The following is a 22,483-nucleotide window of genomic DNA, read 5'->3' on the forward strand; positions in this document are numbered from 1 at the left end:
GAGTGGTTCGATGCCGGCGCCCCCCTTCGCGCCGCGAGGGCGCGCGTCGCATGGGCACCACCACCGCGCTGCGGCGCGAGATCAAGCGGGTGTTCGTACCGCTGGCGAGCGCGCGGGGGTTCAGCGTCGATCTGAGCGAGGCGCCGGCGTTCCTCGGGTTCCGCCGCACGGTCGGCGACACCGTGCAGCTGTTCGACCTGCAATGGGACGAGGACGGCGACACGCGCTTCGTCGTCAACGTCGGCAGCTGTCCGGTCGCCGGGATGGCGCTGTCCGACCGCGTGCTGCCGGCGGAGCGGGTCGTGGCCAGTTGGACCCCCAACGCCGCTCGCCTGCAGCCGCGCCGGGGCGCGACGACCGCCAGCTGGTTCCGGCAGGACAAGCCGCTGCCCGAGCGCCTGCTGGCGCGCGAGAAATTCCACGACGCGTCGGAGGTGGTGTCGCAGCTGGTGTCGCTGTTCCCCGAGGTCGAGGCCTACCTGGCCGACGGACGCGTCGGCCCGCACCTGCACGTCGTCGCGCGCTAGCGGCCACGCCGGCTGGCGGAAACGAAAAGGGAGGCGCGTGGCGCCTCCCTTCCCGAACCCCTTGCCACGTGCGGTGCGCTCGCGCACTCAGGCGAGCGTGCGCACCTGCGCTTCACGGTCCCAGAAGCGCTGCTTGGCCGCCTTGATGAAGGCCTTCGCATTGCCGGCGTCGACGATGCCCGCGTCCGGCTCGATGCCGCCGGCCTGCAGCACCGCGGTCGCGCCGGCGTCGTAGGCGATCGCCTTCAGGTGGCCGAATGCGTCGCGGACGAAGTCGACGGCGGCCGCCTCGGTGGCGAGGTCGGCGCCGCCCTCTTCGGACAGCACCAGCGCGACCGCGTCGAAGATCGTCGACGGCGTCCCGGCGAGCTGCCCGTCGGCCGGCAGCTTGCGGCCGTCACTGAGCGTGGCGCCGCCGACCTTCTTGGCAACGATCTTGACCGTCGCCCCGGCGGCCTCCGCCGCGCTGCGCAGCGCGCGCACGGTGGCGGCATCGGAGCCGTCGTGGATCAGGATGCCGACGCAGCGGCCCTCGAGCGTGTCCTTCATCTTGCCGATGATCTGCAGCGCCGGCGACGGCGGCAGGTCGACCGGCTCGACCGCGGCCGGCGGGGCCGGCGGCAGTGCATCCATGCCCAGTCCGTCGGCCACGCGACGCGCCAGGTCGCCGTCGATGTGCCGCAGGTGGCCGACGATCGCCTCGCGCACGTGCACGGTGCCGACCTTCGACAGTTCGAACACCAGCGCCGACGCGATGTGGGCCTGCTCGTACGGCGTTTGGCTGCGGAAGAACATCCGCGCCTGCGAGTAGTGGTCGGCGAAGCTCTCGGCGCGGATGCGCGCTTTGGGCTCGTCTTCGCTCGGCTGGGCGAAGCTGCGGAATCCGGTCGCCACCTGGCGCGGCGTGCCGTCCTCGAGCGAGCTGGGCTCGTAGTTGACGCGGCCCTTGGGCACGGCCATCTGCATGTGGCCGTCGCGCTGCAGGTTTGCGAACGGGCACTTCGGCGCGTTGATCGGGATCTGGTGGAAGTTCGGGCTGCCCAGCCGCGACAGCTGGGTGTCCAAGTACGAGAACAGCCGGCCCTGCAGCAGCGGATCGTTGCTGAAATCGATGCCCGGCACCAGGTGCGACGGACAGAACGCGACCTGCTCGGTCTCGGCGAAGAAGTTGTCCGGCCAGCGGTCCAAGACCATGCGCCCGATCACCGTCAGCGGCACCAGCTCCTCGGGGATCAGCTTGGTCGCGTCGAGGTGGTCGAACGGGAACGCGTCGGCCTGCTCCTGGGTGAACAGCTGCACCGACAGCTCCCACTCCGGGAAGTTGCCGGCCTGGATCGCCTCGAACAGGTCGCGGCGGTGGAAGTCGTTGTCCGCCGCCTGCAGCTTGACCGCCTCGTCCCACACCGTGGACTGCAGGCCGAGCTTCGGTCGCCAGTGGAACTTGACGAAGGTGCTGTTGCCGTCGGCGTCGAGCAGCCGGAACGTGTGCACGCCGAAGCCCTCGATCATCCGCAGCGAGCGCGGGATCGTGCGGTCGCTCTTGATCCACATGATCATGTGGAACGCTTCCGGCGTCAGCGAGATGAAGTCCCAGAAGGTGTCGTGTGCCGATGCTGCCTGCGGGAAGCCGCGGTCGGGCTCCATCTTCACCGAGTGCACCAGGTCCGGGAACTTCATCGCGTCCTGGATAAAGAACACCGGCACGTTGTTGCCGACCAGGTCCCAGTTGCCTTCCTGCGTGTAGAACTTCACCGCGAAGCCGCGCACGTCGCGCGGCGTATCGACCGAGCCGGCGCCGCCGGCCACGGTCGAGAAGCGGCAGAACACCGGCGTGCGCTCGCCGACCTCGGTCAGGATGCGCGCCGTGGTGAATTTCTTGAGCGACTTCGTCAGTTCGAAGTAGCCGTGCGCGGCGCTGCCGCGCGCGTGGACGATGCGCTCTGGAATGCGCTCGTGGTCGAAGTGGGTGATCTTCTCGCGGAGGATGAAGTCCTCCAGCAGCGTCGGGCCGCGCGAGGTCGCGCGCAGCGAGTTCTGGTTGTCCGACAGCGGCGTGCCCAGGTTCGTGGTCAGCGCCGGGTGGCTGCCGCCTGCGAACTGGTGCAGCTCGTCGCCGTTGCCGCGCTGGTCGCGGCCGCTGCGCGCTGCGGAGGCCTTCGAGGCGGCGGACGCGCCGGGTCGGCCGCCAGCGGCGCTGCCGGCCTTGGTCGCGCTTGCAGGCGCCTTGGCGGCGCTGCTCTTGCTGCCTGCGGGCGTCTTGCGCGCAGTGGTCTTGCGTGTGGCCATCGGGGTTCTCCGCGAAGCTGGCTTGAAAGGGGGAGGGAAGGGCGGCGGCGCGCGTCACGAGCGCGCGCGGCGAGGTCGACGTGGCGGCCACCTGCCGGAAAAAGAGCGGGCGCACCTTGCAGTGCGCCCGCGTGGGTTACAGCATCTTGTCGCGCTGCTGTTCGGCGCGCGACGCGCCGATGGCGGTTTCGACCTGCTTGACCTCTTCCGGCGGCGGCAGCACGGCCGGCAGGCCGAGCGCGCTGATCCACAGTTCCCGGCACCAGCCGGTCGTGTGGTAGAGGTGGTGGTCCTCGTCTTCCTCGACCTGTTCGTGCGCGGCCTTCAGCGCCGCGGTGTGGGCGCTCTTGCCCTTTTCGGCGACGTGGCCGAGCAGCTCCCAGTTCATGTGGTCCTTGGTTTCCGCCAGGACGACGCATTCGCACGCGACCAGTTCGGCGGCGTGCGCGTCGCCCTCGGCCTTCGCCATCTGCATCGCCTTCACCAGCGCGTTCCCGATGTGCGCCACGACCTTGCGGCCGGGCGTCTGCACGTTGGGGTCGAGTCCGACCTGTTCGAAGAGCGCCAACAGCACCTGCTGGTGCGTGCGCGTTTCCTCGAGGTACTCCTTCCACTCGCTGCGCAGGTCGTCGTTGACGGCGCAGCTGATCGCGGCAAGGTAGATCTGCTCGCCACCGAGTTCGGTCTCGAGCATCTGGTACAGCAGTTCGTCGAGCTGGTGCTCGTCGTAGGCGGTACGGGCCATTGACGTGGTCTCCACTGGGGGAGGCCTCACTGTCCGCGCGTCGTCGTGGTCGATCGGTGAAGCGCGAGGGCTTCACCGGCCTGAACCGGCGCCTATGTCGCCGCGCGATCGCGGCCCACGCGTCGGAGCACGGTCGAATGGACCTCAAGAGCGGCTACCCGTTCTGGGCGATCAAGAACGGGTTGATGCATGCGTTCGAGCCGCTGCAGCGCGACGTGCGCTGCGAAGTCGCGGTCATCGGCGGCGGCATCACCGGCGCGCTGATCGCCGACGAGCTGGCCGCGCACGGCCATGAGGTCGTCGTGGTCGAACAGCGCGACATCGGCTGGGGCAGCACGTCGGCGAGCACGGCACTGCTGCAGTACGAGATCGACACGCATCTGGTCGAGCTGGCCGAGCGCTACGGCGAGGCCGACGCGGTCCTGGCCTACCGCGCCTGCGCCGAGGCGATCGGCCTGGTCGGCGAGCGCGCCCGCGCGGTGCGCGACGTCGACTTCGGCCCGATGCGCAGCCTGTACTGGGCCAGCCGGCGTCGCGACGTCGACCCCCTCCAGGCGGAATGCGCCCTCCGGGCCCGGCACGGCTTCGACGTGTCGTGGCTGGACGCCGGGGCCGTGCGCGAGGAGTTCGGACTCGCCGCGCCCGGCGCGATCCTCAGCGCGCTGGCCGCGCGCGTCGACCCGTACCGCCTCGCCTATCGCCTGTTCATGCGGTTGCAGCGCAACGGCACGGCCATCCACGACCGCACCCGCGTCGACGAGGTCGAGGCGACCAGCCGGCGCGTGCGGATGCGCACCGCGTCCGGCTGCCGCATCGAGGCCGACTACGCGGTCGTCGCGGCGGGCTACGCCAGCCAGCACTGGCTGAAGGAAACGGTCGCGCGCAATCGCAGCAGCTACGCAATCATCACCGACCCGCTGCCGGACGGGGCGGCGGGCGGACTGGCCGACACGATGGCGTGGGAGTCGGCGCGGCCGTACCTCTACCTGCGCACCACCGGGGACGGGCGGCTGCTGGTCGGCGGCGAGGACGACGCCGTCGACATTCCGGCCCGCCGGGACAAGCGCGTGCACGGCAAGGCGCGCACGCTGGTCAAGCACATGCACCGTGCGCTGCCGCTGCTGCCGGTGGTACCGGCGTTCTCGTGGGCGGGCACGTTCGCCGAAACCGAAGACGGGCTGCCGTACTTCGGCGCGCATGAACAGCGCGGCCCGCGCGTGCTGTTCGCAATGGCGTACGGCGGCAACGGCATCACGTACTCGATGCTCGGCGCCGGGCTGCTGCGCGCGACGATCGAGCGGCGCGCACACCCGCTGAAGACGCTGTTCGGATTTGCACGGCGCGAGCGTCGATGACGCCTCGCGATGCCGCAGGGACGCCGCTGCGCGCCCGCACCGCGAACGAAAAAATGACCTCGGTGAACAGCGTGCAACATCGGCAAGCACCACTGCGCATTCATCCACGTCAATTCACGGGCACGTGATTCAAGCGCGCGCAGTCTGCGATGGCGGTCGCAGTGCAGCAACGTTTCGAACTGCCGGACGCATTGATGCGCCCGACACGGTTGGATCGATGCACGAGCGATCCACACACGGCAACACCCCCACGCAACACCCATCGACAACACACAGCGGAGACGAGCAATGAAAGAGGTCAAGAAGGATCACAGCATCGGTGAAGGCACGGGCGCAGTGGCAGGCGCAGTGAGCGGTGCGGCCATCGGCTCCGCGGCCGGTCCGGTCGGCACCGTCGTCGGCGCCGTCGTCGGCGGCGTGGCCGGTGCGAAGGCGGGCGGCGCGATCGCCGAAGCCGTCAACCCCACCGAGTACACCACCCACTTCAAGAACAACTACCAGACCACCTCGTACTACAACCGTGACCGCACGTGGGACGACTACTCCCCGGCGTACGACTACGGCTACAAGACCTATGGCCAGTACCAGGGCCAGAAGTTCGAGCAGGTCGAAGACAAGCTCGAGCGCGAGTGGAACGAAGCCAAGGCCGACTCGCGTCTGGCCTGGGGCGAGGCCAAGGGCGCCGTGCGCGATGGTTGGCACTACATCGAGCGCGCCATGCCGGGCGACGCCGACCGCGACGGTCGCTAAGCCGAGCGGCACGTTCCTCGACATGTCGCCTGACGCGACGGGTGCGCGTCTCCTTGCGCCACTCGCCGCGTCGGCCGGCCGCCGCGCTGCCCGGTTCGCCGGGCAGTCGCGGCGCACGGGTCACCGTGAGGGGCCGCGAAGGAGTGCGGTCCACCCGTGAATCCACCCGACGACTCTGGCCCTTCGGGGCCAGAGTCGTCTTGTATCCGCCATTCCACTTCGCGCGCCGCGCGCGATCGACCCCGAAAACTCAGAGCTGACCATGGACACTGCCCCCACCGGACTGGCGCGCACCGCGCAGATCCTCGGCTTCCTGCTGCGCTATCGCGACGCCGGCATCTTCACCGGACTGGACCTGTCGGCCGTCGATGCCGCCAACGCCGCCGAGGTGCAGGGCGCGGCACCGGTCACTCCGGACGGCCGCCCGGACGTCTTCGTCGACGAACTCGAAGCGCTGGGCCCGACCTTCATCAAGATCGGGCAGGCGCTTTCGACGCGCCCCGACATGGTGCCGCCGCCGTATCTCGCCGCGCTCGAGCGCATGCAGGACGACTGCGAACCGGTTGCCTTCGACGTGATCCGCGACTCGATCGAGGCGCAGCTCGGCGTGCGGCTCAACAAGGTGTTCGACACCTTCGACGAAACCCCGCTGGCTGCCGCGTCGCTGGCGCAGGTGCATCGCGCCACCCTCCGCGATGGGCGCGCCGTGGCGGTGAAGGTGCAGCGCCCCGGCGTAACGGAGGTCGTGACGGCCGACCTCGACGCACTCGATTCGCTGGCCGCGAAGGCCGACCGCTTCACCGACCTAGGACGACGGCTGCACTTCGTCGACTGGGTGCAGGAGCTGCGCAAGACGCTGATGGACGAGCTCGACTACCGCGGCGAAGCGGAGAACCTCGAGCGCTTCGCCCGCCACTTCGCCGAGTACCCCGAGATCGTCGTGCCGCAGCCGGTGTGGGATTACGTCCGGCCGCAGCTGCTGGTGATGGAGCTGGTCGCCGGCACCAAGGCCACTGACATCAGCGGCCTGCGTCGCACCGAACAGTCGCTGTCGCACCTGGCGACCGCGGTCATGCGCGCGTACCTGGACCAGGTGTTCGTGCACGGCGAGATCCACGCCGACCCGCACCCGGGGAACCTGCTGGTCACCGACGACGGCCGCATTGCGCTGCTCGACCTGGGCATGGTCGCGCACGTGCCGCCGCGCCTGCGCGGACGGCTGCTGAAGCTGCTGTTCGCCGCGGTCGACGGCCGCGGCGAGGAGGTCGCGCAGGAGTGCATGGCCATCGGCACGCGGCTGGAGGACTTCGACGAGGAGCGCTTCGTCCGCGAAGTCGGCCAGCGCGTCGCACGCTACGCCGCGCACGGCGGCGGGGGCGGCACCACGTCGCCCGGCGAGGGCCGGCTCGTGCTCGACCTGACCCGGCTGGGCACCGCCTGCGGCCTGCGCACGCCGCCGGAGCTGAGCCTGCTCGGCAAGACCCTGCTGAACCTCGAGGCCGTCAGCCACGCGCTCGACCCGGACCTCGACGTCAAGGACGTGGTCGAGGACCACCTCGAGAGCGTGATGCGCGCGCGGCTGAAGAAGTCGTTCTCCGCTGCGAATCTGGCCAGCGAAGCGATGGAAGTGCAGTCGCTGCTGCGCGAGGCGCCCGGTCGCGTCTCCAGCATCCTCGCGCTGCTGTCGGAAAACCGCCTGCAGGTGCGCCTGACCGGACTGGAGGAATCGCGCCTGCTCGAGAACCTGCAGAAGATCGCCAACCGGATCAGCGCCGGTGTCATCACCGCGGCGCTGATCCTCGCGTCGGCGATGCTGATGCGCGTCGAGGCCGGCCCGCGCGTGTTCGGTTACCCGGCGCTTGCGTTCGGCCTGTTGGTGGTCGCGGTGATGCTTGGCCTGGCCATCGTCGTCAGCGCCCTGCGTCGCGACCGCACCGCGCAGCCGGTCGAGACGCACGGGCCGCGCTAGGCGCGCAACGGCGACGGCCGCGACGGGTTGATGCCCCCGCGCGCCGGGGCTAGGCTGTCGCTGCGGCCACGGAGGCCGCGGGCGTGGACAAGGAGCAGGTCATGCGCGATGTCGTCCGCAGCAATTTCCCTAATCGCCGCGCCACGGGTGCGGTCGCGTCGGTGCGCGCCGCGCCGGCGCGTCTTCGGTCGGCTGGCCCGCGCAGCGCGCGGGCATCGGTCGTGGCGGCCCTGGTCGCGACCGCGCTGCTGGTCGGTTGCGCCGAGTCCGCGCCTGCGCCTGCAGCGGCCGGCCAATCGGCCGCGACCGTGCAACCCCTCTCGGCGGCGGCCCCGGCCCCCGCGGCCCCCGGATCGGAGTTTTCGATGAGCGACATGGTGGACGCAGCATCCAGGCGCATGGCGTCGACCGGTCTTGAGCCCGTCGTGGTCCGGGTGGCCGCGGACGATCCCGCCGTTGCGGCGGCGGTCGGCTACCGGCCGGGCGGGCCGGACGCGCCCCCCGAATGCGCGCTGATGGTGTTCGCCGCCAACGGCGGGACGCTGGCCATGGTCGAAAGCAGCGCACAGCTGGTCGACTGCAGCGCGCACCCGACGGCCGAGGGCATGGCCGAGGCGATCGAGCTGGACGTGCAGGCCCAGCGCATCGCGCTGTTCTACCAGGGCGACAAGCGCAACGCGCGCTTCGAGTTCGTCCGGCGCGCAGACGGTCGCTGGGCGGTCGCCGCGGCGCGCTTCACGTCGCCTGAGTACGACGCCGACGCCGACGAGATGCGCGTGTTCACCGACTCGGTCGCGTATGCCGCCGACGGCAGGCAGCTCCTCGTGTCCGACTACCGCTATGCCGTGATCGAGCCCGACCTCCAGCGGAAGGAAGTCGAATAGCGCGAGCACCCTCCATCATTCCAGGGACTGGACATGGCCGCATCGAACTACTCGTTGAACCGCTCGTCGGCGCTGCTGCTTCAGACCGCGATCGAGGCCGGGATCACCTCGCCGGCCGAACTGGCCAACCTGATGGGCAACGCGCACGTCGAAACCGCCGGGTTCTCGACGATGCACGAGAGCTTCCGCTACCGCTCCGCCGACCGGCTCATCAGTGCCGTCAGCTCAGCCGACGAGCGATTCACCCGCGCGCAGATCGAAGCGGCCGTCGCAAGCGGCGAACCCCGGCGCATCGCGACGATCATGTACGAAAACCGCCGCGACCTCGGCAATACCGAGCCAGGGGACGGATGGCGCTTCCACGGTCGCGGCTACCTGCAGTACACCGGCCGCCACAACTACGCGGAGTACGGCCGCAGGTTCGGGGTCGACCTCGAAGGGCAACCCGAGCTCGCGGCCGAGCCGCGCATGGCGGCCCACCTCGCCGTCGCCTACTGGCAGGACAAGATCCCCGAGTCGCAGCGCGAGGACGTGCGTACCGCCGCCCGTCGGATCAACGGAGGCGAGAACGGCATGGCGCAGCGCGTCGCCGCGTCGGCCCGTTGGTCTCAGGTGATCACCGGCGACCTGGTCGCGCGCGTGCGTGACGGACGGCTGGGCGTCGAGGAGCTCGTCGGAATCGGCGCGGCATCACGGGATGAGCTTGCATCCCGGACCGCGCCGAGGGCACCTGACGCGACTGCGGCGCAGGTCCGCACCGCACAGGCCGCCCTCAATGCACTCGGCTACCGCGACGCCGGTGGGCGTGCGCTGGTCGTCGACGGCGACCTCGGTGCGCGCACCCGCCACGCGCTCGAGGCGTTCCAGCGGGACACCGGCACTGGCGCGGATGGACGCATCGGCGCGGAAACGCTCGCTGCCCTGCAGCGCGCCCAACAGGCGCCGCTGCTGTCGAACCCGACGCATCCCGACCACGCGCTGTACCGGCAGGCGCTGCGAGGCATCGAGCAGTTGCCCGCGGACACGTTCCGCAGCGACGTCGAGCGCCGCAACGCCGCGGCGACGCTGGTGTTCGAAGCGCGGGTCAGCGGCGCAACGCGCATCGACCACGTGGTGCTCAGCCCGCGCGCAGACGGCTTGTTCGCGGTGCAGGGCGCGCTCGGCGACCCCGCGCACCTGCGCGTCTACGCCGATCGCGCGCAGGCCGCGGCCCAGCCCATCGAACGCAGCACCGCGCTGCTGCGCGACGAATCGCAGCGTCGCCTGGCCGCCGTCGACGCCGCGGAGATGGGTGCGCGTCAACCGGTGGGCGATCCAAGTCGAACGCCTCAGGCGCCGTGGTGAGCAACGACCCAACCTTCGGTCAGCCACTGTTCGACGCGGTGACTTGGCCATTTTTTGATCCACACGATTTCCGACCAAGGATTCCAGAAGATGATCCGTACATCCGCCCTCTGCAGCTCGCTCTTGTTACTGCTCTGTGCCTGCTCCGCGTCCAACGGCGATGCCGCAGTCCAGCCGCCAACCTCACAGCCCCCTGCAGTAGCGTCGGGTCACGAATCGGCCGTGGCGTCGGCGAGTGCGCCCGTCCCATCGCCTGAGAGTCCGGCCAACCAAGATGGAGAAACCTCGATGGAAGCGAATAATCGTGATGCGGCGGTACTGCGGCCCGACTACCAAGCGTGCATCGCCGCGTCGGGCGGGGTGACGCCGGTCATGCAGGACTGTATTGAGGCCGAAGCCGAATTTCAGGCAGGCCGGCTTGCGTCGGTGTACGCCAAGCTGCTGGCCTTGCTGTCGGCCGGCAATCGGGCGGCCCTGGAAAGCGAGCAGTCTGCGTGGATGCGTGAGAAGGACGCGGCCTGTGCGTGGAATGCGGACGAAGAGGGCCAGGGTCAGCGACTTGAAGGAAATGAGTGCGCATTGCAGATGACTGCCTCGCGCGCCGACACGCTGGAGAAGCGATTGCAGTCTCCGTAACAAGACCTCCAACGCAGAAGGGAGCATAGGGATATGCAGAGCACGGAATGGCGCCTTGGTCAGACCTCGGAGCGCTACGAAACGGGCGGCCGCGGCGCCGGTACGATCTCGACCGGTCGGGGCGACAACGGCGGTGCGTCGTACGGCACGTACCAGCTGTCGTCGCGCATGGGGACGCTTGCCGAGTACCTGGCGGAATCGTCATACGGCGATCAATTCCGCGGACTGACACCGGTGACACCGGCGTTCGATCGACGGTGGCGTGAACTCGCCGCAGCCGATCCGGGTTTTGCCCGCGACCAGCACGAGTTCATCAAGCGATCCCACTACGACGTGCAGCACGAGCGATTGCGCGCAGCGGGCCTCGATCTGAGCGAACGTGGGCCCGCCGTGCAGGACGCCGTGTGGAGCACCTCAGTGCAGTTCCGCAACTTGACGCCGCGGATCGTGTCCAGAGGCCTAGAAGAGCGCTTCGGCGCCGGCTACCGCCTCGACGACCTGTCCGACCGGCAGATCGTCGAAGCAATCCAGGACTACAAGATCGCGCACAACCAGCAGTTGTTCAGCCGGTCCCCGACGCTGTGGCCCGGACTGTTGGACCGCGCCCGCAGCGAGCGGGAGGCCCTGATCGAGCTTGCATCGCCGGATCGTGCTCGCGAGGTCGGCGCGACGCCGGAAGCCGAGGCGCGCGGACCGGCGGGCAGGACGTTGGAAATGGGTGATCACGGGGCGCGGGTTCGCACAGTGCAGGAGTACCTGGTGCGGCTCGGCTACGGCGACGCCGACGGCCGCGAGGTGGTGGTCGACGGGGACTTCGGTCGACGCACGCAGCAGGCGGTCGAGCGCTTCCAGCGCGACAGCGGGCGCGATGTCGACGGCATCGTCGGCCCGCGCACTCTGGCTGCGCTGGAGCGCGGCGAACAGCAGCCGCTGCTGTCGAACCCCGCGCACCCGGACCACGGCCTGTACCGGCAGGCGCTGCGGGGAATCGAGCAGCTGCCGGCGGGCACGTTCCGCAGCGACGTCGAGCGCAGCAACGCCGCGGCGACGCTGGCGTTCGAAGCGCGCATCAGCGGCGCGTCGCGCATCGACCACGTGGTGCTGGGCCAGCGCGGCGACGGCTTGTTCGCGGTGCAGGGCGCGCTCGGGGATCCGGCGCACCTGCGCGTATATGCCGACCGCATCCAGGCCGCGGGCCAGCCGATCGAACGCAGCACTGCACTGCTGCGCGACGAATCGCAGATCGGGCGGGCCGGCATCGACCCCGGCCCGGTCGTGACGCGCGCGCCCACCGTCGACCCCAGTGGCGCCCCGAGCGGCATGCGGCTCTGACGGAAGCGGCGCCCCGCCGTACGCGCAAAGAGGGCCCCGCCCGCCGGGGCCCTCTACGCTTCACGGCGTGGTGCGCCAGGCCAGCGGTGGGTCTCAGCGCGGAGCGCCGAGGGGCGGACATTCGCGCCTGCCGCGCCATGACGTCCGTGGACCTCGCGCGTACGGGGACGCCGGTGGTGTCCCTCGACGCATGCATGCATCCCTCGCTGCGAGGGCGTGCTCGCGACCCGGCCTGCGTCGTCCAGCGCGGGAACCGATACGGATTCACCCGACGCATATCCGGGCGCGGCTACGGTCTGCACACCGACGGCCCCGGCGGTCGTCCGCTCGATCCAGACGCGGAGGCGGCGTGGCGCGTGCGAAGACACTCAAGCTGGCGACGTTCAACGTCAACGGCATCGGCACGCGGCTGGCGCACCTGCTGGCCTGGCTCGAGAAGGAGCAGCCGGACGTCGTCGCGCTGCAGGAGCTCAAGGCCGTGGACGCGGCGTTTCCGGTCGCGGAACTCGAGGCGGCCGGCTACGGCGCGATCTGGCACGGACAGCGGTCGTGGAACGGCGTGGCGCTCCTGGCGCGCGACGCGATGCCGGTCGAAAGCCGGCGCGGGCTGCCCGGCGACGCGAAGGACGACCAGAGCCGCTACCTCGAGGCGGTCGTCCACAATCTCGTCGTCGGCTGCCTGTACCTGCCCAACGGCAACCCGCAGCCGGGTCCCAAGTTCGACTACAAGCTCGCGTGGATGGAGCGCCTGATCCGGCATGCGCGCACGCTGGTCGACCTGCCGCACCCGGCGGTGCTGCTGGGCGACTTCAACGTGATTCCGACCGACCTGGACGTCTACGACCCGAAGGCGTGGCGCAAGGACGCGCTGATCCAGCCGGAAGTGCGCGCGGCGTTCGAGCGGTTGCTGGCGCAGGGCTGGACCGACGCGCTGCGGCACGTTGCCGGGGACGCGGTGGTCTACACGTTCTGGGACTACTTCCGCCAGCACGCGGAGCGCGACCGCGGGCTGCGCATCGACCACCTGCTGCTGAACCCGGTGCTGGCGACGGGCCTCAAGGACGCCGGCGTCGATCGCTGGGTGCGACTGCAGGACAAGGCCAGCGACCACGCGCCGACGTGGGCCACGGTTCGCGTGCCGGCGGCGCCGGCGCGTCCGGTGCGTTCGACACGATCGAAGAGTTGAGGCGCTGCGAAGCGATTCGCCGGCGGCGCCAGGGCCTTTCGTCGTCGTGATCCGACCTTGGCTGGCGAACGTGCGGCGCGCGCAGCGGGTGCCGCGCCGCCGGCCGACGCCGGTGGGTCACCAGACCAGGTCGTCGGGCACCTGGAACTGCGCGTAGTACGCATCGTCGTCCGACGTCGGCGCGGCCGGCTCCGTGCCGGCCGCCTGGCCGTGGTCGAGCACGATCATCGTCGCGTCGCGCTCGCGCACCTTGTCGCCGGCGGCGCGTGGCAGCAGCTCGTAGCGGTCGCCATGCCGCGCGATCACGAGCGCGCCGCCGGCCAGCAGCTTGCGCTGGGCGTCGTCGACCAGCAGCGTTCGGATCGCGCCGTCGGCGGTGAAGCGGTACTCGCTCGCGCCGGTGCGCGGCACCTTCTTGTCGTCGATGATCTGGCGCGCCTGCGCGCGCAGTTCGGCGGTGCGGGCCTGGGCCTTGCGCTCGGCGGCCAGCGCACGGTCGCGCTCGGCCTTCTCGGCGCGGGCACGCTCGACGTCGCGGGCCAACTCGTCCGGCTTGGACGGCCCCTTCGCGTGCAGGGCCTTGTTCTGTTCGCGCGCCGCGTCGGCGACCTGGGACTTCTTGACCAGTCCGGCCTTCAGCAGCTGCGCCTGGAGTGGAGTGGGCTTGGCCATGGCTCGGGTTCGCGGAAAGGCTTAGCGGGTGGCCATCATACTGGGCACCCGCCGAGCCGCCCTTCGCCCACGCCGACGCCCGTCGATGACGACCCTGAAATACCTCGCCGGCTACCCGCCACAGCTGCTCGCGCAGGTGCAGGCGTTGATCGAGCAGGACCGGCTCGGCGCCGTGCTGGCGGCCAAGTACCCGCAGGCGCACGCGGTCCGCAGCGACGGGCAGTTGTACGAATACGTGCAAACGCTGAAGGAGCGCCACCTTCGCAAGGCCGTGCCGCTGGGCAAGGTGGTCTACGACGGCAAGCTGCAGGTGATGAAGCACGCGCTGGGCACCCACACGGCGATCTCGCGCGTACATGGAGGCAGGCTCAAGGCCAGCCGCGAGATCCGCATCGCCAGCGTGTTCCGCGACGCGCCGGCCGGATTCCTGCGCATGATCGTCGTGCACGAGCTGGCGCACCTGAAGGAGCCCGACCACAGCAAGGCGTTCTACCAGCTGTGCACGCACATGGAGCCGGACTACCACCAGCTGGAGTTCGACCTGCGGCTGTACCTCACCCACCTTGATGGAGTGCGGCGGCGGAGCGGAGCAGCGGAAAGCGAGGCGGGCACGGACGCCTGACCGCGCGCGACCGACGTGCGACGTCGGCGGCGCCGCGAGAAAGACGTAGCGATGGACTGCACGCGACGCGCGTCGTGTGACCGCGCCCGTTCACGAACGATCGGAGCGTCGTAAGCGCTCGTCGCGCTCCATGTCGGGATGAATGCGGGCGCCGCGACGGCCTTCATCGCGCGTGCCCAATCGCGCTCGCGCAAATCAGCGATGTCAGCGTGCAGCGTCGTGAACGATTCACGATCGTCGATGCGACGCGCACGGCCGCGCGCCGCGCGTGCACGCATCGCAACGCGAGGAATCCTGCGTCGGGTCCTCGACACGGCGTATCGAAAGTTCAGCGGAAACATCACGCACCGCTATCGCGCGCGCATGCAGTTTCGTTCGGGTCGACCACGTGTCGGCACATTCCCGCACGAGCTCCGACGACGAGCAGAGCAAGCAAGTAGGAGGACGCAGCAGTGCAAGAGAGAACCCGCAGTGCGGCCGAGGTGCCTGGGACAGGCGAGCTCAAGGCCGTGGCCGGTGAGGTGTTCCGTCTGGGCGCGCGATACGTGAATGCCGGTCGCGCATGGCTGAATGAAAAGAGGAGTGGCGAGATGAGAGAGCGTGACTTGAGGGATCGTGATCTTCGAGAAGGTGCCTCGCGCGAGCGAGGATGGCGCGACAACGAGCACGGCGCGCGCAGCGAGTACGAAGCGATGCGCGAAGGCGGAAGCGGACAACGCGTGACGTACCCGCAGGGCTATTCGGAATCGCAGGGTGGCACGGCCGCGGGATACGGCCCGTCGACGCAGGGCCGGGACCCGTACGGCGGCGAGTCGCGCTACGAGACCGGCCGCTACCCGGGCTCACAGGGCTACGGCGGCGGCTCGGAGTACGGCAGCGCGCGGCGCACGCAGCGTGACGACTGGGAAGAAACCCGCCAGTACGGGCAGGGCGGCGGCATGGAATACGGGCAGGGCCGCAGCGCGAGCGGCTGGCAGTCGGACCATGACCCGTGGGCCGGCGAGTCGCAGCGTGGCGGTGCGTCGCACGGCGGCAACTACGCCCGCCAGCCCGCCGGCGACTACGGGCGCCAGGGCAGTCGCGGCAGCAGCCAGTTCCAGGCGCAACCGCGTGACTTCGGCGAAGGCTACGGCCGTTCGTCGGGCTACGGCGACGAGCCGCGTTACGGCCACGCGCGCGGCACGGCCGGCCCGGAATTCGATCGAGCTGACCGCACGTACGGCCAGCGCGTCGACTTCAGCGGCGGCGCCGGTGCGAGCTACGGCACCGAGTGGGACCGCAACACCCAGCATGCCGGGTTGGGCGCCGGCGCTTCGCCCGGGACCGAGGGGCCGTATCGCGGCCGCGGCCCGCGCAACTACCGCCGTTCGCAGGAGCGCATCCTCGAGGACATCAACGAGCGACTGACCTACGACTCGCAGATCGACGCCAGCGGCATCGAGGTCCGTTGCGCCGACGGCAAGGTGGTGCTCGAGGGCGAGGTCGACGGCCGCTGGATGAAGCACCGCGCCGAGGACATCGCCGAAGCGTGCGCGGGCTCGCTGGAGATCGACAACCGCCTGCGCGTGCGTCGCGGCGAGCACCGCGAGGTGTCAGGTGCGCGCAGCGCGTCGTCGATCAACGACGCGGCCGGCGGCGGGCAAGCGGCTGCATCCGCAAGCACGCTCGGCGGGGCGGCGTCCGGCCGCGACGAGTCCGCCAGGACGCCAGCCGCGAAGACGACGCAGTCCGGTCAGCCCGGTTCAGGAAGCGGCACCTCGGCGCACTGACGGTCGTGCTGCCGGACGCGCCCCCGCGCGAGGCGGCCAACCCCCTGCGAAACACGGAGCCCCGCACCCGCGGGGCTTCGTGCTTGATGGCGTCGGCGATGGCGACGGGCGTGCCGCGGCCCGTCTGAGTGAGCTGTCAGCGTGCTCCGACCGCCGACTGCCCGCGCGCGACGCCGTCCAGCAGCGCCACCAGCGCCTGGATGTCGACCGGCTTGGCGAAGTGGTGGTCGAAGCCGGCGGCGCGGCCGTGGCGGCGGTCCTGCTCCTGGCTCCAGCCGCTGACGGCGACCAGCAGCGCGCCTGACAGGCGCGGGTCGCGGCGCATGCGCCGCGCGAGTTCGTAGCCGTCCATGCCGGGCATGCCGATGTCGAGCAGCGCGACGTCGGGCACGAACGTCTCGGCGATCTCCAGCGCCGCCGCGCCGCTGTTTGCTTCGCGGTGCTGGAACCGCAGCCCGTCCATGACCATCGCCAGCGAGCGGGCGGAGTCGACGTTGTCGTCGACCACCAGCACGCGCAGCGGCTGCGGCGCCGACGCGTTGCCGGCCGGGCGGGACTGTCCGTTGCCCGCGGTCGGTGACGCGGCGGCGGCGGGCGTCAGCGGCAGCCGCACTTCGAAACGCGCACCGCGCCCGCGGCCGTCGCTGCGCGCCACCACGGTGCCGTCGTGCATCTGCACGAGGTCGCGCACCAGCGACAGTCCGATGCCGAGGCCTTCCTTCATCCGGTCCGCATCGCCCTGGCCCTGGGTGAACAGGTCGAAGACGTGCGGCAGCAGGTCCGGCTCGATGCCGATGCCGTCGTCGCTGACGGTGACGACGACCTGGTCGCCCTCGACCCGCGCATCGAGCGCCACCCGTCCACCGGGACGGCCGTACTTGGCCGCGTTGTGCAGCAGGTTGCCGAACACCTGGATCAGGCGGTCGGTGTCGCCGTGCACCGGCAGCGGATCGGGCGGCAGCGTGACATCGAACGCACCCTGCGTGGCGCGGATCAGCGGCTCGCCGACGTCGATCGCGCTGCGCAGGGCGTCCTGCAGGTCGATCGGCTCGCGGCGCAGGTCGACCCGGCCGCGCGACATGCGCGAGGCATCCATGAGGTCGTCGACCAGCCGCACCATGTGGTCGGCCTGTCGGGTCATCATCGCGTACAGCATCCGCCGCCGCTCCGCGTCGCCGTCGTCGAGTTCGAGCACGCTGAGCGCATTGCGGATCGGCGCCAGCGGGTTGCGCAGCTCGTGCGCCAGCATCGCCAGGAACTCGTCCTTGCGCCGCGCGGCCGTCGCCTGCGCGGACCGCGCCTGTTCGAGGTCGCGCAGGTAGCGCTCCAGCTGGTACTGGCGGGCGCGGGCGCGCAGCGCAGTGCGCACCAGGCTCAGCAGCGCCGAGACGCGCAGCGGGCGCTCGAGCAGGGTGACGTTGCCGAGCACCTGCAGCGCGTCGCGCACCTCGTGCGAGTCGGCGCCCTGGCGGGCCAGCACCAGCACCGGCAGGTCGGACCACGGCGGCTGGGCGTCCATGGCCTGCGCCAGCACGCCGCCGGTCGCGCCGGCGCCGAGCGCCTCCTCGGCCACGAGGACCGCGCCGGCGCCGCGCGCGAGTTCCTGCGCGAACTCGCTGGCGTTCGCGCAGGTCTGCGACGCGATGCCGTTGCGCTGCAGGATGCCCGCGGTCATCGACGCGTCGCGGGCGGTCGGCAGCAGGAGCAGCACGCGCTCCCGCGTCGCGTCGGTGGCCGGTGCGGCGGTCACGACGTCGTGCGTGCCCGCGGCGTGGCGTCCGTGCCGCCGCCATCGCCAGGCGAGCCGACCTCATGCGGCACGCCGGTCAGCACGCCGCGGAAGTTGCGCAGCGGCTCGCCGATCTGCAGGCCCTCCGATGTCAGGCGCATCTCGCGGATCGTGCGCTCGTGCGGACCGGTGCGCTTCTTCAGCACCGACATCGCCTGGCGCACTTCGCCGTGGGCCTCGAAGTAGCGCAGCAGCACGACCGTGTCGGCCAGGTAGCTCACGTCGAGCGTATTGGTCATCTGCCCGATCAGGCCCTGCTGCGCGTTGATCAGCAGCGTTACCACGTCGAGCTGGGCGAGGTAGGCGAGCAGCTCGTGCAGCTGCACGAGGACGTGCTGCTCCTCGGGCATCGAGTTGAGGTAGCCGTTGAGACTGTCGATCACGACCAGGCGCGCGCCGCGCAGCTCCACCGCCTCGCGGATGCCCTGGATGAACTCGCCCGGCGACAGCTCGCCGGGATCGATGGCCTGCACCGCGACCCGGCCGGAGGCGATGTGGCCCTCGAGGTCGAAGCCGATGCCGCGCGAGCGGGTGGCGAGGGTGCGCTCGTTCTCGTCGAACAGGAACATCGCCGCGTGCTCGCCGCGCTTGGCCGCCTCCATCACGAAATGCGTCGCCAGCGACGACTTGCCGGTGCCGGCCGCGCCGATCAGCAGCGTGCTGGTGCCGCGCTCCAGGCCGCCGCCGAGCAGCTGATCGAGCGCGGCGATGCCGCTGCCGACCGGGGTGTTGGTGCCGGCGCGCCGGTGGCGCGCCGCGACCAGCCGCGGGAACACACGCACGCCGCCGGTCTCGATCTCGTAGTCGTGGTTGCCGCCGCGGAACGGGCGGCCGCGCATCTTGTTGATGCGCAGCCGGCGCCGGTCGCCGCCAAATTCCGGCCGCAGCTGGTGCAGGGCGATGACGCCGTGCACGACCGTGTGCACGTGGGTGCCGTGCTCGGCGTGCTGGCTTTCGTCGAGCAGCAGCACGGTGCTGCCGCGCCCGGCGAAGTACTGCTTCAGCGCGAGCACCTGCCGGCGCAGGCGCAGGATCGTGCCCGACAGCAGCCGCACCTCGGCCAATGAATCGAACACGACGCGCGACGGCTTGAGCCGTTCGACCTCCTCGAGGATGCGGCGGGTCGTGTCGGTCAGTTCCACCTCGGACGGGTGGAACATCGTGTACTGATCGTCGGGGTCGAGCTGGTCGCCGAGCGGGAACAGTTCGTGGATGTGGATGCCGTCCAGCGACCAGCCGTGCGAGGCGGCGACCTCGCGCAGCTCCTCCTCGGTTTCCGACAACGTCACGTACAGGACGGTCTCGCCGCGTTCCACGCCGGCGAGCAGGAACTGCATGGCCATCGTGGTCTTGCCCGATCCGGGCACGCCCTCCAGGAGGTACAGGCGCTCGGGCGTGAGGCCGCCGTCGAGGATGGCGTCGAGACCGGGCACGCCGGTGCTGAGGGGAGCGTTGGCTTCTGCTGGCATGGTGACCCTTCGGCTCACGGCTGGCGGGACGCCAGGTCGAACGTGTCCGATATAAGCAGCGGTAGCGTAAACACTCCGTGCACTTCGCTGAAGGGGTTCACGAACGCGAACGGGCCTTCACGCCGGCGGCGCCGACGCGGATCGACGCGTGAGGACACATCGCGCAAAGAGAGAAGCCCCGCGCGGGCGGGGCTTCCTCGTGACCTCGGAGCGTCGTCGCCCGCCGCGGCTCAGGCCTCCTCGACCGCGTCCTTGTACGCATCGACCGGGATGCACGCGCACATGACGTTCTTGTCCCCGTAGACGTTGTCGACGCGGGCGACCGGCGGCCAGTACTTGGTCAGCTTCAGGCTCGGCAGCGGGAACGCTGCCAGCTCGCGCGGGTAGGCGTGGGTCCACTCGCTGGCCGACACCGACGTGGCGGTGTGCGGGGCGTTCTTGAGCGGGTTGTCCTCGCGGTCGAGTTTGCCTTCCTCGACGGCGCGGATCTCGTCGCGGATCTGGATCATCGCGTCGATGAAGCGGTCGAGCTCGTGCTGCGATTCGCTCTCGGTCGGCTCGACCATCAGCGTGCCCGACACCGGGAAGCTCAGCGTCGGCGCGTGGAAGCCGAAGTCGATCAGGCGCTTGGCCACGTCCTCGGCGCCGATGCCGGTGGCGTCCTTCAGCGGGCGCAGGTCGAGGATGCACTCGTGCGCGACCAGCCCGTTGCGGCCGGTGTAGAGCGTCTCGTAGTGCGGCGCCAGGCGGGTCGCGACGTAGTTGGCGTTGAGCAGCGCGACCTGGGTCGCGCGGCGCAGCCCTTCGGCGCCCATCATCGTGATGTACATCCAGCTGATCGGCAGGATGCTGGCCGAGCCGAACGTCGCCGCCGAGACCATGCCGACGTCGCCGTCGCCGCCGAGCGCGCGCGGCAGGAACGGCGCCAGGTGCGACTTGACCGCGCACGGGCCGACGCCCGGGCCGCCGCCGCCGTGCGGGATGCAGAAGGTCTTGTGCAGGTTCAGGTGCGACACGTCCGAGCCCCACTTGCCGGGCTTGGCGACGCCGACGAGGGCATTCATGTTGGCGCCGTCGGTGTACACCTGGCCGCCGTGCTTGTGCACGATCTCGCAGATCTCGACGATGTCCTCCTCGAACACGCCGTGCGTGGACGGGTAGGTGACCATCAGCGCGGCGAGGCGGTCGGAGTACTTCTCGGCGTTGCGGCGGATGTCCTCGACGTCGACGTTGCCGTTGGCGTCGGTCTTGGTGACGACGACGGTCATGCCGCACATCTGCGCCGACGCCGGGTTGGTGCCGTGCGCGGAGTCGGGGATCAGGCAGATGTCGCGGTGGTCGTCGCCGCGGCTGCGGTGGTAGGCGCGGATCGCCAGCAGGCCGGCGTACTCGCCCTGCGCGCCGGAGTTCGGCTGCAGGCTGACGGCGTCGTAGCCGGTGCACTCGACCAGCATCGCCTCGAGCTCTTCGATCAGCTGCTTGTAACCCGTTGCCTGCTCGGCCGGCGCCAGCGGGTGGATGTTGGCGAACTCCGGCCACGTCACCGGGATCATCTCGGCGGTGGCGTTGAGCTTCATCGTGCAGCTGCCCAGCGGAATCATCGTGCGATCCATCGCCAGGTCCTTGTCGGCCAGCTGGCGCATGTAGCGCAGCAGCTCGTGCTCGCTGTGGTGGGTGTTGAACACCGGGTGGGTCATGAAGTCGCTGCTGCGCTTCAGCCCGGCCGGCAGCGCCTCGGCGGACGCCGCGTCGAGCGCGTCGATGTCGGCCGCCGCGCCGAACAGGCCGGCGATGGTGACGACGTCGGCGCGCGTGGTGGTCTCGTCGAGGCTGATCGCCAGGCTGGACGCGTCGATCGCGCGCAGGTTGATGCGCGCTTCGCGGGCCTTGGCGTGGACCGCGGCGGCGTCGAGGCCGACTACGTGCAACGTGTCGAAGAAGTCGGTGCCCACGGTCACGCCTGCCCCGCGCAGCGCGGTGGCGAGGATCGTCGCGAGGCGGTGCGTGCGCCTGGCGATGCGCTTGAGGCCGTCCGGTCCGTGGTAGACGGCGTACATCGACGCCATCACCGCCAGCAGCACCTGCGCGGTGCAGATGTTCGACGTCGCCTTCTCGCGGCGGATGTGCTGCTCACGGGTCTGCAGGGTCAGGCGGTAGGCCGGCTTGCCCTCGGCGTCGATCGACACGCCGATCAGGCGGCCCGGCATCGAGCGCTTGTAGGCGTCGCGGCACGCCATGAACGCCGCGTGCGGGCCGCCGAAGCCGAACGGCACGCCGAAGCGCTGGGTGTTGCCGACGACGATGTCGGCGCCCCATTCGCCCGGGGCGCGGATCAGGGTCAGCGCGAGCAGGTCGGTCGCCACCGCGACCAAGCCGCCGCGCGCGTGCACCGCATCGGCGAGGGCCTGGTAGTCGTTGATCTGGCCGAAGGTGTTCGGGTACTGCAGCAGCACGCCGAACGCGTCGGTGTTGATCGCGTCGGCGTCGTCGCCGACCACCAGCTCGATGTCGAGCGGCTCGGCGCGGGTGCGCAGGACTTCGAGCGTCTGCGGGTGCACGCCGCTGGAGACGAAGAACACGCTCGACTTCGACTTGCACGAGCGCTTGGCCAGCGTCATCGCCTCGGCCGCGGCGGTCGCCTCGTCGAGCAGCGACGCGTTGGCGATCTCCATGCCGGTCAGGTCGGCGCACATGGTCTGGAAGTTGATCAGCGCTTCCATGCGGCCCTGCGAGATCTCGGCCTGGTACGGCGTGTAGGCCGTGTACCACGCCGGGTTCTCGAGGATGTTGCGCAGGATGACGTTCGGCGTGTGCGTGCCGTAGTAGCCCTGGCCGATGAAGCTGCGGAACACCTGGTTCTTGCCGGCGATCGCGCGGATCTTGGCGATCGCCTCGACCTCGCTGATCGGCTCCGGCAGGGCCAGCGGGGCGGGCGACTTGATCGACGCCGGGACGATGGCGTCGGTCAGGCCGTCGAGCGTGTCGTGCCCGACCACGCGCAGCATGTGCGCGATCTCGGCGTCGTTCGGTCCGATGTGGCGCTCGAGGAAACCGTCGTGGTGCTCGAGGTCGCGCAGGGTGGGCTGGGTCATGGCGGGGTGTCCGGCAGGTGGAGGGGCGGTTCGGCCGGCGCTCGCGCGGGGCCGTT

17 protein-coding genes are annotated in these 22,483 nt (G+C 70.5%); 11 read left to right on the top strand and 6 right to left on the bottom strand.

Features of this window, described 5'->3' with window-relative positions; translation table 11 throughout:
- Positions 1-50 precede the first annotated feature (50 nt).
- Entirely contained in the window at positions 51-527 is a 477-nt protein-coding gene (locus D3A60_RS05240; protein ID WP_119717691.1) for a hypothetical protein, read from the top strand.
- 87 nt (positions 528-614) lie between these two features.
- On the opposite strand, the gene D3A60_RS05245 is transcribed toward D3A60_RS05240, so the two are convergent.
- Both D3A60_RS05245 and D3A60_RS05250 read right to left on the bottom strand, forming a co-directional pair.
- Positions 615-2,813, bottom strand: coding sequence for a catalase (locus D3A60_RS05245; RefSeq protein WP_119717692.1), 2,199 nt, complete (start codon positions 2,811-2,813; stop codon positions 615-617).
- A gap of 136 nt (positions 2,814-2,949) precedes the next feature.
- Positions 2,950-3,558 carry a hypothetical protein gene (locus D3A60_RS05250; protein ID WP_119717693.1) on the bottom strand — a complete coding sequence of 203 codons (609 nt, stop codon included), beginning with the start codon at positions 3,556-3,558 and terminating at the stop codon, positions 2,950-2,952.
- A 137-nt stretch (positions 3,559-3,695) separates the two neighbouring features.
- Here D3A60_RS05250 and D3A60_RS05255 point away from each other — a divergent pair, with 137 nt between their 5' ends.
- The 8 genes from D3A60_RS05255 (at position 3,696) to xth (ending at position 13,014) form a co-directional block, all read left to right on the top strand.
- Positions 3,696-4,913 carry an NAD(P)/FAD-dependent oxidoreductase gene (locus D3A60_RS05255; protein WP_119717694.1) on the top strand — a complete coding sequence of 406 codons (1,218 nt, stop codon included), beginning with the start codon at positions 3,696-3,698 and terminating at the stop codon, positions 4,911-4,913.
- Positions 4,914-5,201: 288 nt separating this feature from the next.
- Complete coding sequence (locus D3A60_RS05260; RefSeq protein ID WP_119717695.1) at positions 5,202-5,663, top strand: glycine zipper domain-containing protein; 462 nt, start codon at positions 5,202-5,204, stop codon at positions 5,661-5,663.
- 262 nt (positions 5,664-5,925) lie between these two features.
- The gene (locus D3A60_RS05265) at positions 5,926-7,632 is read left to right on the top strand and encodes an ABC1 kinase family protein (RefSeq protein WP_119717696.1); all 1,707 of its coding nucleotides are present in this window, start codon (positions 5,926-5,928) and stop codon (positions 7,630-7,632) included.
- An 83-nt stretch (positions 7,633-7,715) separates the two neighbouring features.
- A complete protein-coding gene (locus D3A60_RS14465) occupies positions 7,716-8,516 on the top strand; it encodes a hypothetical protein (RefSeq protein WP_157981403.1) in 801 nt (266 codons plus the stop codon).
- Between the two features lie 33 nt (positions 8,517-8,549).
- Positions 8,550-9,860, top strand: coding sequence for an XVIPCD domain-containing protein (locus D3A60_RS05275; protein ID WP_119717698.1), 1,311 nt, complete (start codon positions 8,550-8,552; stop codon positions 9,858-9,860).
- Between the two features lie 288 nt (positions 9,861-10,148).
- Positions 10,149-10,496, top strand: a complete 348-nt coding sequence (locus D3A60_RS14470; protein ID WP_157981404.1) for a lysozyme inhibitor LprI family protein — start codon at positions 10,149-10,151, stop codon at positions 10,494-10,496.
- Between the two features lie 33 nt (positions 10,497-10,529).
- A complete protein-coding gene (locus D3A60_RS05285) occupies positions 10,530-11,828 on the top strand; it encodes a VgrG-related protein (protein WP_119717700.1) in 1,299 nt (432 codons plus the stop codon).
- Positions 11,829-12,177: 349 nt separating this feature from the next.
- Entirely contained in the window at positions 12,178-13,014 is an 837-nt protein-coding gene (xth, locus tag D3A60_RS05290) for an exodeoxyribonuclease III (protein WP_119717701.1), read from the top strand.
- A gap of 117 nt (positions 13,015-13,131) precedes the next feature.
- Here xth and D3A60_RS05295 read toward each other — a convergent pair whose 3' ends face one another.
- The gene (locus tag D3A60_RS05295; protein WP_119717702.1) at positions 13,132-13,686 is read right to left on the bottom strand and encodes a DUF2058 domain-containing protein; all 555 of its coding nucleotides are present in this window, start codon (positions 13,684-13,686) and stop codon (positions 13,132-13,134) included.
- A gap of 85 nt (positions 13,687-13,771) precedes the next feature.
- Between D3A60_RS05295 and D3A60_RS05300 the strand changes: the two genes are divergently transcribed.
- Both D3A60_RS05300 and D3A60_RS05305 read left to right on the top strand, forming a co-directional pair.
- Positions 13,772-14,308 (top strand): M48 metallopeptidase family protein, encoded by a 537-nt coding sequence (locus D3A60_RS05300; RefSeq protein WP_119717703.1) that lies wholly within the window; start codon positions 13,772-13,774, stop codon positions 14,306-14,308.
- A gap of 719 nt (positions 14,309-15,027) precedes the next feature.
- Positions 15,028-16,077 carry a BON domain-containing protein gene (locus tag D3A60_RS05305; RefSeq protein WP_157981405.1) on the top strand — a complete coding sequence of 350 codons (1,050 nt, stop codon included), beginning with the start codon at positions 15,028-15,030 and terminating at the stop codon, positions 16,075-16,077.
- A 136-nt stretch (positions 16,078-16,213) separates the two neighbouring features.
- Here D3A60_RS05305 and D3A60_RS05310 read toward each other — a convergent pair whose 3' ends face one another.
- The 3 genes from D3A60_RS05310 to gcvP all read right to left on the bottom strand — a co-directional run bounded on the left by D3A60_RS05310 (position 16,214) and on the right by gcvP (position 22,427).
- Positions 16,214-17,827: a hybrid sensor histidine kinase/response regulator gene (locus tag D3A60_RS05310; RefSeq protein WP_196778660.1), complete on the bottom strand. Its 1,614-nt coding sequence runs from the start codon at positions 17,825-17,827 to the stop codon at positions 16,214-16,216.
- Positions 17,824-19,335 (bottom strand): ATPase domain-containing protein, encoded by a 1,512-nt coding sequence (locus D3A60_RS05315; RefSeq protein WP_119717705.1) that lies wholly within the window; start codon positions 19,333-19,335, stop codon positions 17,824-17,826. The genes D3A60_RS05310 and D3A60_RS05315 overlap by 4 nt, the downstream gene beginning before the upstream one ends.
- A gap of 230 nt (positions 19,336-19,565) precedes the next feature.
- Positions 19,566-22,427 carry an aminomethyl-transferring glycine dehydrogenase gene (gene gcvP, locus D3A60_RS05320; RefSeq protein WP_119717706.1) on the bottom strand — a complete coding sequence of 954 codons (2,862 nt, stop codon included), beginning with the start codon at positions 22,425-22,427 and terminating at the stop codon, positions 19,566-19,568.
- Positions 22,428-22,483: the final 56 nt, after the last annotated feature.

This window comes from Cognatilysobacter tabacisoli (genome assembly GCF_003586305.1).
GTDB lineage: Bacteria > Pseudomonadota > Gammaproteobacteria > Xanthomonadales > Xanthomonadaceae > Cognatilysobacter_A > Cognatilysobacter_A tabacisoli.

Bases quoted from the DNA above. Each gene is read 5' to 3' on its own strand.
- D3A60_RS05265 (WP_119717696.1), top strand. From the start codon at position 5,926: ATGGACACTGCCCCCACCGGACTGGCGCGCACCGCGCAGATCCTCGGC.
- D3A60_RS14470 (WP_157981404.1), top strand. From the start codon at position 10,149: ATGGAAGCGAATAATCGTGATGCGGCGGTACTGCGGCCCGACTACCAA.
- D3A60_RS05285 (WP_119717700.1), top strand. From the start codon at position 10,530: ATGCAGAGCACGGAATGGCGCCTTGGTCAGACCTCGGAGCGCTACGAA.
- D3A60_RS05275 (WP_119717698.1), top strand. From the start codon at position 8,550: ATGGCCGCATCGAACTACTCGTTGAACCGCTCGTCGGCGCTGCTGCTT.
- D3A60_RS05300 (WP_119717703.1), top strand. From the start codon at position 13,772: ATGACGACCCTGAAATACCTCGCCGGCTACCCGCCACAGCTGCTCGCG.
- gcvP (WP_119717706.1), bottom strand. From the start codon at position 22,427: ATGACCCAGCCCACCCTGCGCGACCTCGAGCACCACGACGGTTTCCTC.
- D3A60_RS05250 (WP_119717693.1), bottom strand. From the start codon at position 3,558: ATGGCCCGTACCGCCTACGACGAGCACCAGCTCGACGAACTGCTGTAC.
- D3A60_RS05295 (WP_119717702.1), bottom strand. From the start codon at position 13,686: ATGGCCAAGCCCACTCCACTCCAGGCGCAGCTGCTGAAGGCCGGACTG.
- D3A60_RS05255 (WP_119717694.1), top strand. From the start codon at position 3,696: ATGGACCTCAAGAGCGGCTACCCGTTCTGGGCGATCAAGAACGGGTTG.
- D3A60_RS05240 (WP_119717691.1), top strand. From the start codon at position 51: ATGGGCACCACCACCGCGCTGCGGCGCGAGATCAAGCGGGTGTTCGTA.
- D3A60_RS05245 (WP_119717692.1), bottom strand. From the start codon at position 2,813: ATGGCCACACGCAAGACCACTGCGCGCAAGACGCCCGCAGGCAGCAAG.
- D3A60_RS05260 (WP_119717695.1), top strand. From the start codon at position 5,202: ATGAAAGAGGTCAAGAAGGATCACAGCATCGGTGAAGGCACGGGCGCA.
- D3A60_RS05315 (WP_119717705.1), bottom strand. From the start codon at position 19,335: ATGCCAGCAGAAGCCAACGCTCCCCTCAGCACCGGCGTGCCCGGTCTC.